Annotated in this window: 12 protein-coding genes; 7 read left to right on the forward strand and 5 right to left on the reverse strand. The window is 74.5% G+C overall.

The features are described from left to right. Positions 1 to 51 precede the first annotated feature (51 nt). Positions 52 to 780: a VIT1/CCC1 transporter family protein gene (locus tag AB0M18_RS10610; RefSeq protein ID WP_365756465.1), complete on the reverse strand. Its 729-nt coding sequence runs from the start codon at positions 778 to 780 to the stop codon at positions 52 to 54. 260 nt (positions 781 to 1,040) lie between these two features. Between AB0M18_RS10610 and AB0M18_RS10615 the strand changes: the two genes are divergently transcribed. The 7 genes from AB0M18_RS10615 to AB0M18_RS10645 are packed head-to-tail and all read left to right on the forward strand — an operon-like array spanning position 1,041 to position 9,025. Continuing rightward, a complete protein-coding gene (locus AB0M18_RS10615) occupies positions 1,041 to 2,063 on the forward strand; it encodes an ADP-ribosylglycohydrolase family protein (protein WP_365756466.1) in 1,023 nt (340 codons plus the stop codon). After that, entirely contained in the window at positions 2,063 to 3,418 is a 1,356-nt protein-coding gene (locus AB0M18_RS10620; RefSeq protein WP_365756467.1) for an ADP-ribosylglycohydrolase family protein, read from the forward strand. The genes AB0M18_RS10615 and AB0M18_RS10620 overlap by 1 nt, the downstream gene beginning before the upstream one ends. Beyond that, a complete protein-coding gene (locus tag AB0M18_RS10625) occupies positions 3,387 to 4,550 on the forward strand; it encodes an ADP-ribosylglycohydrolase family protein (protein ID WP_365756468.1) in 1,164 nt (387 codons plus the stop codon). Before AB0M18_RS10620 ends, AB0M18_RS10625 begins: the two co-directional genes overlap by 32 nt. Next, positions 4,547 to 6,085, forward strand: coding sequence for an ADP-ribosylglycohydrolase family protein (locus AB0M18_RS10630; protein ID WP_365756469.1), 1,539 nt, complete (start codon positions 4,547 to 4,549; stop codon positions 6,083 to 6,085). Before AB0M18_RS10625 ends, AB0M18_RS10630 begins: the two co-directional genes overlap by 4 nt. After that, a complete protein-coding gene (gene rbsK, locus AB0M18_RS10635; protein ID WP_365756470.1) occupies positions 6,082 to 6,975 on the forward strand; it encodes a ribokinase in 894 nt (297 codons plus the stop codon). Before AB0M18_RS10630 ends, rbsK begins: the two co-directional genes overlap by 4 nt. Beyond that, positions 6,972 to 8,195 (forward strand): CoA transferase, encoded by a 1,224-nt coding sequence (locus tag AB0M18_RS10640; protein ID WP_365756471.1) that lies wholly within the window; start codon positions 6,972 to 6,974, stop codon positions 8,193 to 8,195. The genes rbsK and AB0M18_RS10640 overlap by 4 nt, the downstream gene beginning before the upstream one ends. After that, on the forward strand, positions 8,192 to 9,025 hold the full coding sequence (locus AB0M18_RS10645; RefSeq protein ID WP_365756472.1) for an aldolase/citrate lyase family protein: 834 nt from the start codon (positions 8,192 to 8,194) through the stop codon (positions 9,023 to 9,025). Before AB0M18_RS10640 ends, AB0M18_RS10645 begins: the two co-directional genes overlap by 4 nt. Positions 9,026 to 9,122: 97 nt before the next feature. Here AB0M18_RS10645 and lgt read toward each other — a convergent pair whose 3' ends face one another. The 4 genes from lgt to trpB all read right to left on the reverse strand — a co-directional run bounded on the left by lgt (position 9,123) and on the right by trpB (position 13,229). Next, a complete protein-coding gene (gene lgt, locus AB0M18_RS10650) occupies positions 9,123 to 10,112 on the reverse strand; it encodes a prolipoprotein diacylglyceryl transferase (RefSeq protein WP_365756473.1) in 990 nt (329 codons plus the stop codon). Between the two features lie 120 nt (positions 10,113 to 10,232). Then, positions 10,233 to 11,066 carry a thioredoxin domain-containing protein gene (locus tag AB0M18_RS10655; protein WP_365756474.1) on the reverse strand — a complete coding sequence of 278 codons (834 nt, stop codon included), beginning with the start codon at positions 11,064 to 11,066 and terminating at the stop codon, positions 10,233 to 10,235. Positions 11,067 to 11,130: 64 nt separating this feature from the next. Continuing rightward, positions 11,131 to 11,949, reverse strand: coding sequence for a tryptophan synthase subunit alpha (trpA, locus tag AB0M18_RS10660; protein ID WP_365756475.1), 819 nt, complete (start codon positions 11,947 to 11,949; stop codon positions 11,131 to 11,133). Continuing rightward, the gene (gene trpB / locus AB0M18_RS10665; protein ID WP_365756476.1) at positions 11,946 to 13,229 is read right to left on the reverse strand and encodes a tryptophan synthase subunit beta; all 1,284 of its coding nucleotides are present in this window, start codon (positions 13,227 to 13,229) and stop codon (positions 11,946 to 11,948) included. Before trpB ends, trpA begins: the two co-directional genes overlap by 4 nt. Positions 13,230 to 13,288: the final 59 nt, after the last annotated feature.

Below are 13,288 nucleotides of genomic sequence, written 5' to 3' on the forward strand. Positions count from 1 at the left end.
CGGGAAGGACCAGGGGCGGGACGGAGGGGGCGTACGGAAGCGGCGCGGGCGCTACAGGGCCGCCCCGAAGAGCATGCCGAGCCCGTACGTGACGACCGCGGCGGCACCGCCGAGGACGAGCTGCCGCAGCCCGCTGAACCACCAGCTGCGGGCGGTCACCCGGGCGACCAGGGCGCCGCAGGCGAAGAGCCCGAGGAGGGCGAGCAGCACGGCCGGCCAGAGCTCCGTCGCGCCGAGCAGGTACGGCAGGACGGGCAGCAGCGCGCCGAGCGCGAAGGAACCGAAGGACGACACCGCGGCGACCATCGGCGACGGCAGGTCGTCGGGGTCGATGCCCAGCTCCTCGCGGGCGTGGATCTCGAGCGCCTGCTCTGGGTCCCTGGACAGCTGCATCGCGACCTCGCGGGCGAGCGCGGGCTCGACGCCGCGGGAGACGTAGAGCGCGGCCAGCTCCTCCATCTCGTCGACCGGGTGCTTGCGCAACTGGCGTCGCTCGACGTCCAGTTCGGACTGGACCAGCTCGCGCTGCGAGGCGACCGAGGTGTATTCGCCGGCGGCCATGGAGAAGGCGCCGGCGGCGAGTCCGGCGAGACCGGTGATGACGATGGTCTGCGAGGAGACCGCACCGCCGGCGACACCGGTCATGAGCGCCAGGTTGGAGACGAGTCCGTCCATCGCGCCGAAGACCGCGGGGCGCAGCCAGCCGCCGTTGACGTCACGGTGGGTGTGGTTGTCGCGGTGGGCCTGATGGAGCGGAGCGACGGCTTCGATGATGGACATGCTTCTCCCCTGTGTTCCCTGCGGGTTCGGCAGCCCCGCCCCCTTCGACGTCCTCGAAAATACGCCCGATGTAAGGGGCGCGCCAGCAAGGTAGGCCGTACTTACTAAGGCTGACCTTGGTGTTGGCGCGGGGGTGCGGATGGGCGCCGATGCGGCGGCGAGAGGTCTGACACGCCGTCACCCGGGTGACAGAAACGTTTCCGTGAAGGGTCGGGACCCTCACGTGGCAGAGATGGGAGGGAGTACGGAAGGGGTACGGCATGACGGGCGACGTGGCGGTCACGGCGGGGGCGGCGAGCACGGCGGGCGGGGTGCGGGAACGGGCGCGGGGGGCACTGCTCGGCCTCGCGGTGGGCGACGCGCTCGGCGCCCCCGCCGAGAACCTGCGCCCCTCGGAGATCCGCCGCCGCTGGGGCCGGATCGAGGGCTTCGTGGCGGAGCGGCCGGCCGGCACCGACGACACCGAGTACGCGATCTTCTCGGGCCTGTTGCTCGCCCGGCACGGCTCCGCCCTGACCGTCGCCCATGTCGAACGGGCCTGGCACCACTGGATCGCCGACCTCGACGAGGGCCCGTTCCGGGGCGCGGGCTTCTCGGAGCGCGGCACCCTGGAGAACCTGCGCCGGGGCCTCGCCGCACCCATCTCGGCCCAGCACCGGCACGCCTGGAGCGACGGCCTCGCGATGCGGGCGGCGCCCTTCGGGGTGTTCGCGGCGGGCCGCCCGGCGGAGGCGGCGCGGCTCGTCGCCATCGACGGCAGCGTCAGCCACGAGGGCGAGGGCATCTACGGCGGCCAGGCGGTGGCGGCGGGCGTCGCGGCGGCGATGGACGGCGCGACGGTCACCTCCGTCATCGCGGCCGCCCTCTCGGTGGTCCCGATGGACTCCTGGACCGCCCGCTCGATGCGCCGCGCGGTGGTGGCGGCGCAGCGGGTCGAGCCGGACCCGCTGACCCGCGAGCGCGCGGTCCGCTCGGCGGTCGTCATCGGCGGCTACCCCTGGACCGACCTCGCCCCCGAGGCCGTCGCCCTCGCCTTCGGCGCCTTCGCGGCGGCCCGCGGCGACTTCCGCACCTCGGTCCTCACCGCCGTCAACATGGGCCGCGACGCCGACACCACCGCCGCCGTCGCCGGCGCCCTGGCCGGCGCGCTGGGCGGCGCCGCCGCGATCCCGGACGAGTGGGGCTCCGCCATCCCCCCGGTCGCCGGCTCCTGCCTCCCCTCCATGCGCGGCTACCACGTCCTCGACATCGCCGACCTGCTCACCCCGGAGGGAGAAGCCTGATGAGCGCAGACCTGACGACCACGGCGACACCGACCAGGGGCGGCGAGGAATGGACCTCGCCGCACCCGGAGAGCGGCGCGGAGACGAGTGCCCGCCCGGGCCCGGGTCCGGACGGCGGCGCACCGGCGCCCGCGGCCGCCGGCCGGCGAACCGCCCGCGGCCGTCGCGCGCCGGTGCTCGGGACGCGGACACGGTCCGGGGGGCGGCGGGCGGGGATCGAGGGGGTGCTGCTCGGGATGGCCGCGGGGGACGCGGCGGGGTGGCCGGCGGCGCGGCATCGGGCGGCGCGGATGCCGGAGTGGACGCGGCGGCTCACCCGGGAGCTGGACACGTTCGCCGAGGAGAACGCGACGACGACGCTGCCCGTACCGATCGCCCTGAACCAGCCGCCCGAGCCCCTCCGCCTCGGGCCCTCGGACGACGCCGAGTGGGCGGTGTTCACGGCCGAGGCGCTGCTCGCGGCGACGGGGCCGCTGTTCCGGACGCTCCCGCCCGAGCGGCGGCTGCGGGCGGCCGTCGACCTCGCGTGGAACGCGCTCGCGAGCCAGGTCGCCGCCGCGGCCGCCCGCGCGCCCGAGGTCGAGTCCGCCGTACTGCCGCTGCGGGCGCGGATCTCGGTGCGGGCCGGGCTCGGGAACCTGGCGACCGGGCTGCGACCGCCCGCGACCGGGCACGACAACCCGCACTACTTCGACGACGCCGCCTGCGTCCGCGCCGCCGTCCTCGCCCTCGTACACCCCGGGGATCCCCAGGCGGCGGCCGCTCTCGCCGAGTTCGACGCGCGGTACACGCAGGACGGCGACGGCGTGCACGGCGCCCGGGCCATGGCGGCGGCGGTCGCGGCGGCGCTCGGCGGAGCGTCGGCCGAGGAGGCGGTGGAAGCGGCGCTCGCGCAGCTGCCGCCCGCGACGGAGATCGGCCGCAACGCCCGCCACGCCGTCCAGCTGGCCCGCGCCGCCACCACCGCCTTCGAGCTCGTCCCGCTCCTGGAGCACCAGATCGTCGACCACGTCTACAGCTACGGCATCGCCGCCGCCGAGACCGTTCCGGTCGCCCTCGCCCTCGCGCTCGCCGCACGCGGCGACATGACCGCCGCCGTACCGGCCGCCGTCTGTCTGTCCCGGGTCGCGGACTCGGCCCCGGCACTGGCGGGCGCGCTCACCGGGGCACTGGGCGGCGGGGGTTCGGTGCCGGCGACCTGGCGGGCGGTCTGCCGCACCCTCGCCGGCTGCGCCCTGCCCCGCCTGGCGGGCACCGACCTGGTCGAACTCGCCGGTCTCCTCGCAGCCACGGAACCGACCACCCCGGGTGGACAATTCCGGCATGACACCTCAAACTCACCCCACTCTGGATGACCGCATCACCGGCAGCCTCCTCGGGGCCGCCGTGGGCGACGCCCTCGGCGGCCCCGTCGAGGGCTACACCCCCGAACAGATCCTGCAGCGCCACGGCGGCCGCGTCACCGGCGTCGTCGGCCCCTGGAACGGCGCGGACTGGCGCACCGCCCGCCCCATCGCGCCGTACCACAAGGGCGACGGGCACGTCACCGACGACACCCTGATGACCCACGCCCTGATCAGGGTGTACGAGAAGGTCCGCGACCACCTCGACGCCTACGCGGTCGCCGAGCACCTGGTCCCCGAACTCATCGGCCGCCCGGTCTGGATCCCCGAACTGGAGGCGGAGGCACTGCCCCTCCAGCGGGTCTTCCTCGCCGAGAAGTGGATCGTCGCCCGGCTCCACTACGGGCACGCCGACCCGCGCGAGGCCGGCACCGGAAACATCGTCAACTGCGGAGCCGCGATGTACATGGCCCCGGTCGGCCTGGTCAACGCCGCCCACCCGGCGGCCGCCTACGCCGAGGCCCTGGACATCGCCGGCGCCCACCAGTCCTCGTACGGACGCGAGGCCGCCGGTGTCTTCGCCGCCGCCGTCGCCGCCGCCTGCGCACCCGGCGCGACCCCGCGTTCGGTCGTCGACACGGCGCTCGCGCTCGCCAAGGACGGCACCCGCGCGGCCATCGAGGCGGTCGCCGAAGTCGGCGAAGCACACCGCGACTTCGAGACCGCGCTCGCCCCGCTGCGCCGGGCCGTCGCCCCCTTCGACTCCGTCGGCCCCGACTACCGCGCCCCCTCCCTGGACGCCCGCCGCCCCTCCCGGACCCACGCCGTCGAGGAACTCCCCGTCGCCCTCGGCATGCTCCTCGTCGGCGACGGCGACTACCGCCGTACCGTCCTCGGCGCCGTCAACTACGGCCGCGACTGCGACTCCATCGCCACCATGGCCGGGGCCCTCGCCGGGGCCCTGCACGGCGAGTCCGCCGTCCCCGCCGAGTGGGCCAAGCGGGTCGCCGAGGCCAGCCGGCTCGACCTGCACGCCCCGGCCGCCGCGCTGACCGCCGTGGCCCACGAGGTCTTCGCCCGCGACACGGCCCGCCGCCGGGCCCACGAGTCGGCGTACGCGACCCTGACGGGCGCGGCGCGATGACGAGCGCCCCGGGCGCATCCGCCGCCCCCGTCCACCTGCCCCGGGTCCAGCCCGAGGACCCCGTCGGCCGCGAACTCCACCGGGCCCCGGAAGACGGCCGCGCCACCGGAACGCCCGCCCGTCCGCTCCGCCCCGCCCCGCTCCGCCTCACCTGGGTCCAGCCCGAGGACCTGGTGGGCCACGAGCTGCGCCAGGCGGCGGAGGACGGCCGCGACGCCAGGGAGCTCGCCGCCCGCTGGTACGCCGCCGGCGGCCACCCCGCCCCGCCGTCCGCCGGCGCCTCCCCCACCCCCCGCCCGGACCTCCGCCCCCTGGCCGAAAGCATCCTCGACGCCCTGGCCGAACTCCCCTCTCCGCTCGCCCCGGTGGAACCCACCGCCCTCGACGCGATCGTCGCCGCCTGTCCCGACTGGCCGTCGCGCCCCGCCGATCCGGCCTCCGCGCACCAGGCGCCGCGGCACCGGGGAGACGGGGGCGGGGCCCTCCTCGACCGGCTGCACGCCGCCTGGCTCGGCCGCGCCGCCGGCTGCCTGCTCGGCAAGCCCGTGGAGAAGCTGCCCCTCCCCGCCATCCGCGCCCTCGCCCGTGCCACCGGCAACTGGCCGCTCCGCGACTGGTTCACGGCCCGCGGCGTCCCGGCGGAACTCCTCGCCGCCCACCCGTGGAACCGGCGCTCCGCCGCCACCTCCCTCGCCGAGAACATCGACGGGATGCCCGAGGACGACGACCTCAACTACCCCCTCCTCAATCTGCTCCTCCTCCGGCGCCACGGCCGCGGCTTCAGCACCGCCGACGTCGCCCGCCTCTGGCTGGACGAACTGCCCGCCGGGCGCACCTTCACCGCCGAGCGGATCGCCTACCGCAACCTCCTCGACGGCGTCGAACCCCCGCACACCGCCGCCCTGCGCAACCCCTTCCGCGAGTGGATCGGCGCGCAGATCCGCGCCGACGTGCACGGCTGGACCCACCCCGGCGACCCGGCCGGCGCCGCCCGCCAGGCCCACCGGGACGCCGTGCTCACCCACACCGGCAACGGCGTGTACGGCGCGATGTTCGTCGCCGCGGCCATCGCCACCGCCGCGAGCGGGAACGCCGACGTGCACACCTCCCTCGCCGCCGGACTGGCCGTCGTGCCCCCGGAGTCACGGCTCGCCCGCGCCGTACGGTCCGGTATCGAGGCCGCCCGTACGCAGCGGGACTTCGACACCGTCGTGGACCGGCTCCACTCCGCACTCGGCGGGTATCACTGGGTCCATGCCGTCCCCAACGCCGCCCTGCTCGCCGCCGCGCTCACCCACGCCGACGGCGACTTCACCCGCTCCATCGGCGCGGCCGTCTCCGGCGGCTGGGACACCGACTCCAACGGCGCCACCGCCGGCTCGGTCGCGGGACTGCTCGCCGGACACCCCGACCGCCTTCCCGAATCCTGGACCTCCCCTCTCAAGAACCGGCTCTCGACCTCGGTGCCGTCCTTCGACGGCATCGGCTTCGACACCCTGGCCGCACTGACGCACTCGGAGGCAGTACGCCCATGACCAGCAGCATCGTCGTGCTCGGCAGCACGAACATGGACCTCGTGGCCTATGTGGCCAAGGCCCCCGCCCGCGGCGAGACCGTCACCGGCCGCGAGTTCCGCACCGTGCCCGGCGGCAAGGGCGCCAACCAGGCCGTCGCCGCCGCCCGGGCCGGCGCCGAGGTGTCGATGATCGGCGCGGTCGGCGCCGACGACTTCGGCGTCCGGATGCGGGCCGCGCTCGAACACAGCGGTGTCGACACCGACCTGCTCCGCACCGTCGAGGGCGCCTCCGGCACCGCCCATATCGTCGTCGACGACGAGGGCGGCAATGCGATCGTCGTCGTCCCCGGCGCCAACGGCACCGTCACCTCCCTCGACCACGGCGACGAGGCCCTGATCGGCACCGCCGACGCCCTGCTCCTCCAGCTCGAACTCCCCCTCTCCGTGGTCGTCGAGGGTGCGCGGGCCGCCCGCGAGCGCGGCGTCCGCACCATCCTCACCCCCTCCCCCGTCCAGCCCCTTCCGCCGGAACTCCTCGCCAACACCGACCTGTTGGTGCCGAACGAGCACGAGGCCGCCGCCCTCACCGGCGAGACCGAGCCGGCCGCCGCCGCCCGCGCCCTCCTCGACCAGGTGCCCGAGGTGGTCGTCACACTCGGCGCGGCCGGCTGCCTCCACGCCGTCCGCGGCGCCGAGCCGCGGACCGTGCCCGCGCCCCGCGTCCGGGCCGTGGACACCACGGCCGCCGGCGACACCTTCGCCGGGGTCCTGGCCGTGGCCCTCACCGAGGGGCGCCCGATGCCGGAGGCCCTCGCCTGGGCGTCGGCGGCCGCCGCGCTCTCGGTGCAGCACGAGGGCGCGTCCACCTCGATGCCGTACCGCGCCGCGATCGAGGCGGCCCTCGCATGACCGCCGCCCCGAGCCCCGCCGCCACGGACACGCCCCGGCCGCCCCTCCACGGACTGCGCGTCCTCGACCTCGCCACCCTCTTCGCGGGCCCGCTCGCCGCGATGATGCTCGGCGACTTCGGGGCCGACGTCGTCAAGATCGAGCACCCCCGCAAGCCCGACCCCTCACGCGGCCACGGCCCCGCCAAGGACGGCGTCGGCCTGTGGTGGAAGGTCCTCGGCCGCAACAAGCGGACCATGACCCTCGACCTGTCCACCCCCGGCGGCCGCGACACCCTGCTCCGGCTCGCCGCCGACGCCGACGTGATCGTGGAGAACTTCCGACCCGGCACCCTGGAACGCTGGGGCCTCGGCTGGGAGGAGCTGTCCACGGTCAACCCGCGCCTGGTGCTCGCCCGGGTCACCGGCTTCGGCCAGTTCGGCCCGTACGCCCACCGGCCCGGCTTCGGCACCCTCGCCGAGGCCATGAGCGGCTTCGCCGCCATCACCGGCGAGCCGGACGGACCGCCGACCCTGCCGCCCTTCGGCCTCGCCGACTCGATCGCCGCCCTCGCCACCGCGTACGCCGTGATGACCGCGCTCACCGCCAGACACACCACCGGCCACGGCCAGGTCGTCGACATGGCCATCATCGAACCGATGCTCTCCGTCATCGGACCCCACCCCCTCTGGTACGACCAGCTCGGCTACGTCCAGCCGCGCACCGGCAACCGCTCCCGCAACAACGCCCCGCGCAACACCTACAAGACCTCCGACGGCTCCTGGGTCGCCGTCTCCACCTCAGCCCAGTCGATCGCCGAACGCGTACTGCGCCTGGTCGGCCGTCCGGAGCTGATCGACGAACCCTGGTTCGGCACCGGCACCGGCCGGGCCGCGCACGCCGACGTCCTCGACGAGGCGGTCGGCTCCTGGATCGCCCGCCACACCCGCGACGAGGCCATGGCCGCCTTCGAGAAGGCGGAGGCCGCCATCGCGCCCGTCTACGACGTCCGCGACGTCCTCGACGACCCCCAGTTCCAGGCCCTCGGCACCGTCACCGAGGTCCCGGACCCCGAACTCGGCCCGATCCGGATGCAGAACGTGCTCTTCCGGCTCTCCGACACCCCCGGCGCGATCCGCTGGACCGGCCGCCCGCACGGCGCCGACACCCACACCCTCCTCTCCGAGCTCGGCCTCACCCCCGACGAGATCGCCACCCTGCGCGCCGAAGGAGCCGTATGACCCCCGACCGGCCCGTCACCCGGCCGGCCACCCGGCCCGTCCCGCTCACCTGGCTCTACGCCCCCGGCGACCGCCCCGACGTGGTCGGCAAGGCCCTGGCCTCCGGCGCCGACGTCGTCATCGTCGACCTGGAGGACGCGGTGGCCCCGGACCGCCGGGCCTACGCCCTCGCGGCCACCCGCGAACTGCTCGCCGACCCCCAGCCCGTACCGGTCCACGTCCGCGTGCACGCACCCCGCGACATCCCATCCCTGGTCTCCCTCCCCGGACTCGTCGCTCTCCGTGTTCCCAAGGTGACACACCCCACTGACATCGCCCGGATCGCCGAGATCGCCGCGGGCCTCCCGCTCTACCCCCTGCTGGAGAACGCGCTCGCGGTCGAGCACGCCCACGCCATCGCGGCCGCCCACCCCTCGGTCCACGGCATCGCCCTCGGCGAGGCCGACCTCGCCGCCGACCTGGGTGTACGGGAGGACCGCGGGCTCGACTGGCCGCGCAGCCGGATCGTGGTCGCCGCCCGCGCCGCCGCCCTGCCGCCGCCCGCCCAGTCCGTCCACCCCGACGTCCGCGACCTCGACGCGCTCGCCGCGAGCTGCGCCCGGGGCCGCGCCCTCGGCTTCCTGGGGCGCACCGCGATCCACCCCCGCCAGCTCCCGGTGATCGAGCGGGCCTATCTCCCCACACCCGACGAGATCGCCGCCGCCGAGGAGGTGGTCAAGGCCGCCGAGGCCCAGGAGGGCGCCCTCGCGCTGCCGGACGGCCGGTTCGTCGACGCGGCCGTGGTGACCCGGGCCCGCCGCGTCCTCGCCCTCGCCGCCCGCCGCTCCTGACACCGCCGCGTGCACAACGGCGGAGGGCCGCCGGAACCCTGTGGTCCCGGCGGCCCTCCGCCATGTCCTGTGCCGTGATCGGCCTGTGCCGTACGGGTCAGCGCCCGCCGGCCCCGGCTCCGTTCCCGGCGCCGTCCTTGTGCTTCTCCCCGACCCGGTCCTCGGCCCGGTCCTCGTCGGCGGGCGGCGCGTCCTCGACGGGCGCCTCCTCCTCGGCCTCGGCGTCCTCGGCGGTCTTCTCCGCGGTGTCGCCGTCCTTGGGCTCCTTCTCGCCCCTCTTCGGCTCCACGATCTCCTCGCGGCCCGGGCGGACCTTCGCCGAGATCACCATGTAGACGACGGCGAGCAGGAAGACGATGATCGCGGTCCACACGTTGAGCCGCAGGCCGAGGATGTGGTGCGCCTCGTCGACGCGCAGGTACTCGGTCCAGACGCGGCCGGCGCAGTAGGCGGCGACGTACAGCGCGAACGCGCGGCCGTGGCCCAGCTTGAAGCGGCGGTCGGCCCAGATGACCAGGAGCGCGACGCCGACGCACCACAGCGACTCGTAGAGGAAGGTCGGGTGGTAGAGGCCGGCCTCGCGGTTGGGGCCCTCGGTGATCTTCAGCGCCCAGGGCAGGTCGGTCGACTTGCCGTACAGCTCCTGGTTGAACCAGTTGCCCCAGCGGCCGACGGCCTGGGCGAGGGCGATGCCGGGCGCGATGGCGTCCGCGTACGCCGGGAGCGGGATGCCGCGGCGGCGGCAGCCGATCCAGGCGCCGACGGCACCGAGCGCGATGGCGCCCCAGATACCGAGGCCGCCCTCCCAGATCTTGAAGGCGTCGACCCAGTTCTCACCCTCGCTGAAGTACAGCTGGTAGTCGGTGATCACGTGGTAGAGGCGGCCGCCGACGAGGCCGAAGGGCACCGCCCAGACGGCGATGTCGGCCACCGTACCGGCGGTGCCGCCCCGGGCGATCCAGCGCTTGTTGCCGAGCCAGACGGCGACGAAGACACCGATGATGATGCAGAAGGCATAGCCGCGCAGCGGGATCGGTCCGAGGTGGATCACGCCGGTCGACGGGCTGGGAATGTAGGCAAGGTCCATGGCAGGTCCGACGCTACCCTGCCGGGCGGGCCGTACGGCAGCCAGCCCGGCAACTTCTCCGTAACTACCTGAGGGAACCGCGACCACCCGGGGGAACCCGCTCGGGGAACCCGGAGGAGGTCAGCGGCCCGTCGGGGAGCCGGCGGCGGGGGACGCGGTGCCCGGCTGCTTGCCCTTGTTGGCCTCGGCCACCCACTTCTTCAGGTTGTCCGGGGAGATCTGCTCGCTGCCCTTCTGCGGGAAGATCGATTCTCCGTTGAGCAGCACGGACGGGGTGCCGTTGAACTCGCTCTTCTTGAAGGCGTCGTTCGACTTCTTCACCCAGCCGTCGTGCGTGCCGTCCTCGACGCAGCTGCGGAAGGCGGGCGTGTCGAGCCCGGGGACCTTCCCGGCGAGCTCGATCAGCTTGCCGTTCTCGGCGTAGGCGTCGTCGGTCTCCTGCGGCTGGTTGGTGTACAGCACGTCGTGGTACGCCGTGAACTTCCCGGCGTCCTGGGCGCAGGCCGCGGCGTTCGCGGCGCGCAGCGAGCCGCTGCCGCCGAGGTTGCCGTCGATGAGGGTGGCGAGGTGGTACTCGGCCTTGAGCGCGCCGGAGGCCTCCAGCTCGTGGATCGTGTCCCGGAAGTAGGTCTCGAACTGGGCGCACGCGGGGCAGCGGAAGTCCTCCCAGATCTGGAGGGTGGACGGGGCGTCCGGCTTGCCCGTCGGGATGGCGGGCTTGTCGCCGGCGATCGCCCCGGCCGGGTCGACGACGGGGCCGGCCTTGTCGGAGCTGCCCTTGCCGCCGCTGTTGGCGGCGATCACACCGACGACCGCGGCCAGGCCGAGGACGCCGACCACCGCCGCCGACACGATGAGGACGCGCCGCTGCTTCTCCCGGGCCTTGTCGCGCTCGCGCTGCTGCTGAAGGCGCTCCCGCGCGCTCCGATTACCGTCACGGTTCTTCTCGCTCACGCCCACGAGAACGAACCGGGGAGGCACGGGCGTGCCTCCCCGGTCACGAATCCACCCGTATGGGTTACCTCCTGCGGCGGACGCCCTCCGCGAGTTCGGCCGCCAGTTCCCTTACGGCGCCGAGCGCGGCGGTCTCGTCGCCGTCCGCGTCGAGGATCCGCTTGACGAAGGCGGAGCCGACGATGACGCCGTCGGCGAAGCCGGCGACCTCCTCGGCCTGGGTGGCGTTGGAGACGCCGAGGCCGACGCAGACCGGCAGGTCGGACGTGGCCCGGGTGCGGCGGACCAGTTCGGCGGCCTGTTCGCCGACCGACTCGCGGGTGCCGGTGACGCCCATGAGGGAGGCGGCGTAGACGAAGCCGGAGCCGGCCGCGGTGATGGTGGCCAGGCGCTCGTCCTTGCTGCTGGGGGCGACGACGAAGACGGTGGCGAGACCGTGCTTCCCGGCGTGCTCCCTCCACAGGGCGGATTCCTGGACCGGCAGGTCGGGCAGGATGCAGCCCGCGCCGCCGGCCGCGGCGAGCTCCGAGGTGAAGCGCTCGACGCCGTAGCGGTCGATCGGGTTCCAGTAGGTCATCACGAGGACCGGCTTGCCGGTGGCCTCGTACGTCTCCTCGACCGTGCGCATCACGTCGGCGATCTTCAGGCCGCCGCGCAGCGCGATGTCGTCGGCGGTCTGGATGACCGGTCCGTCGAGCACCGGGTCGCTGTGCGGCAGGCCGACCTCGACGACGTCCGCGCCGCCGTCGAAGGCCGCCTTGACGGCGGCGATGCCGCCGTCCACGGTCGGGAAGCCGGCCGGGAGGTACGCGATGAGCGCGGCCCGGTTCTCGGCCTTCGCCTTGGCGAGGGTGTCGCTCAGGAGCTGGATGTTGCCGGTCACTTCGCGTCCCCCTCGATCTCGGCGGTGTCGGCGGCGTCGGCGGCCACCTCGGCGTCGGTGTCGTACAGCCCGAAATAGCGAGCGGCGGTATCCATGTCCTTGTCGCCGCGCCCGGAGAGGTTGACGACGATCAGCCCCTCGGGGCCGAGCTCCTTGCCGACCTCCAGGGCCCCGGCGAGGGCGTGCGCCGACTCGATGGCCGGGATGATGCCCTCGGTACGGGACAGCAGACGCAGTGCCTGCATGGCGGCGTCGTCGGTGACGGCCCGGTACTCGCCGCGGCCGCTGTCCTTGAGGTAGGCGTGCTCGGGGCCGATGCCGGGGTAGTCGAGGCCCGCCGAGATCGAGTACGGCTCGGTGATCTGGCCCTCCTCGTCCTGGAGGACGTAGGAGCGCGAGCCGTGCAGGATGCCGGGCTCGCCGGCGGTGAGGGTCGCCGCGTGCTCACCGGTCTCCACACCGTGGCCGGCCGGCTCGCAGCCGACCAGACGGACGGAGGCGTCGGGGATGAACGCGTGGAAGAGGCCGATGGCGTTCGATCCGCCGCCGACGCAGGCGACGGCCGCGTCCGGGAGGCGTCCGGCCTGCTCCAGGATCTGCCGGCGGGCCTCGACGCCGATGACCCGGTGGAAGTCGCGGACCATGGCGGGGAAGGGGTGCGGGCCGGCGACCGTGCCGAAGAGGTAGTGGGTGCGGTCCACGTTGGCGACCCAGTCGCGGAACGCCTCGTTGATGGCGTCCTTGAGGGTGCGGCTGCCGGACTTCACGGCCACGACCTGGGCGCCGAGCATGCGCATCCGGGCGACGTTGAGGGCCTGGCGCTGGGTGTCGACCTCACCCATGTAGATGGTGCAGTCGAGACCGAACAGCGCGCACGCGGTGGCGGTGGCGACACCGTGCTGGCCGGCGCCGGTCTCCGCGATGACGCGGGTCTTGCCCATGCGCTTGGTGAGCAGGGCCTGCCCGAGCACGTTGTTGATCTTGTGCGAGCCGGTGTGGTTGAGGTCCTCGCGCTTCAGGAACACGCGGGCGCCGCCGGCGTGCTCGGCGAACCGCGGCACCTCGGTGAGGGCGCTGGGGCGGCCCGTGTAGTGGACCATCAGCTCGTTGAGCTCGCGGGCGAACTCGGGGTCGTGCTTGGCCTTCTCGTACTCGACGGCGACCTCGTCGACGGCGGCGACGAGGGCCTCGGGGATGAACTTGCCGCCGTAGGCGCCGAAGTAGCCCTCGGGGGACGGGATCTGACCCTCCGGGTCGGGAATGAAGAACTCGCTGGACATGCGGTTGCTCCTCGCGGGGCGGGTGCCCCGGGATCACGTGTTTGTCGGTGGTCACGGTA

The organism is Streptomyces sp. NPDC051909 (genome assembly GCF_040681095.1).
In the GTDB taxonomy this organism is placed as follows: Bacteria; Actinomycetota; Actinomycetes; order Streptomycetales; family Streptomycetaceae; genus Streptomyces.

Bases quoted from the DNA above. Each gene is read 5' to 3' on its own strand.
- AB0M18_RS10640 (WP_365756471.1), top strand. From the start codon at position 6,972: ATGACCGCCGCCCCGAGCCCCGCCGCCACGGACACGCCCCGGCCGCCC.
- AB0M18_RS10610 (WP_365756465.1), bottom strand. From the start codon at position 780: ATGTCCATCATCGAAGCCGTCGCTCCGCTCCATCAGGCCCACCGCGAC.
- AB0M18_RS10620 (WP_365756467.1), top strand. From the start codon at position 2,063: ATGAGCGCAGACCTGACGACCACGGCGACACCGACCAGGGGCGGCGAG.
- lgt (WP_365756473.1), bottom strand. From the start codon at position 10,112: ATGGACCTTGCCTACATTCCCAGCCCGTCGACCGGCGTGATCCACCTC.
- AB0M18_RS10630 (WP_365756469.1), top strand. From the start codon at position 4,547: ATGACGAGCGCCCCGGGCGCATCCGCCGCCCCCGTCCACCTGCCCCGG.
- AB0M18_RS10645 (WP_365756472.1), top strand. From the start codon at position 8,192: ATGACCCCCGACCGGCCCGTCACCCGGCCGGCCACCCGGCCCGTCCCG.
- AB0M18_RS10615 (WP_365756466.1), top strand. From the start codon at position 1,041: ATGACGGGCGACGTGGCGGTCACGGCGGGGGCGGCGAGCACGGCGGGC.
- trpB (WP_365756476.1), bottom strand. From the start codon at position 13,229: ATGTCCAGCGAGTTCTTCATTCCCGACCCGGAGGGTCAGATCCCGTCC.
- AB0M18_RS10625 (WP_365756468.1), top strand. From the start codon at position 3,387: ATGACACCTCAAACTCACCCCACTCTGGATGACCGCATCACCGGCAGC.
- rbsK (WP_365756470.1), top strand. From the start codon at position 6,082: ATGACCAGCAGCATCGTCGTGCTCGGCAGCACGAACATGGACCTCGTG.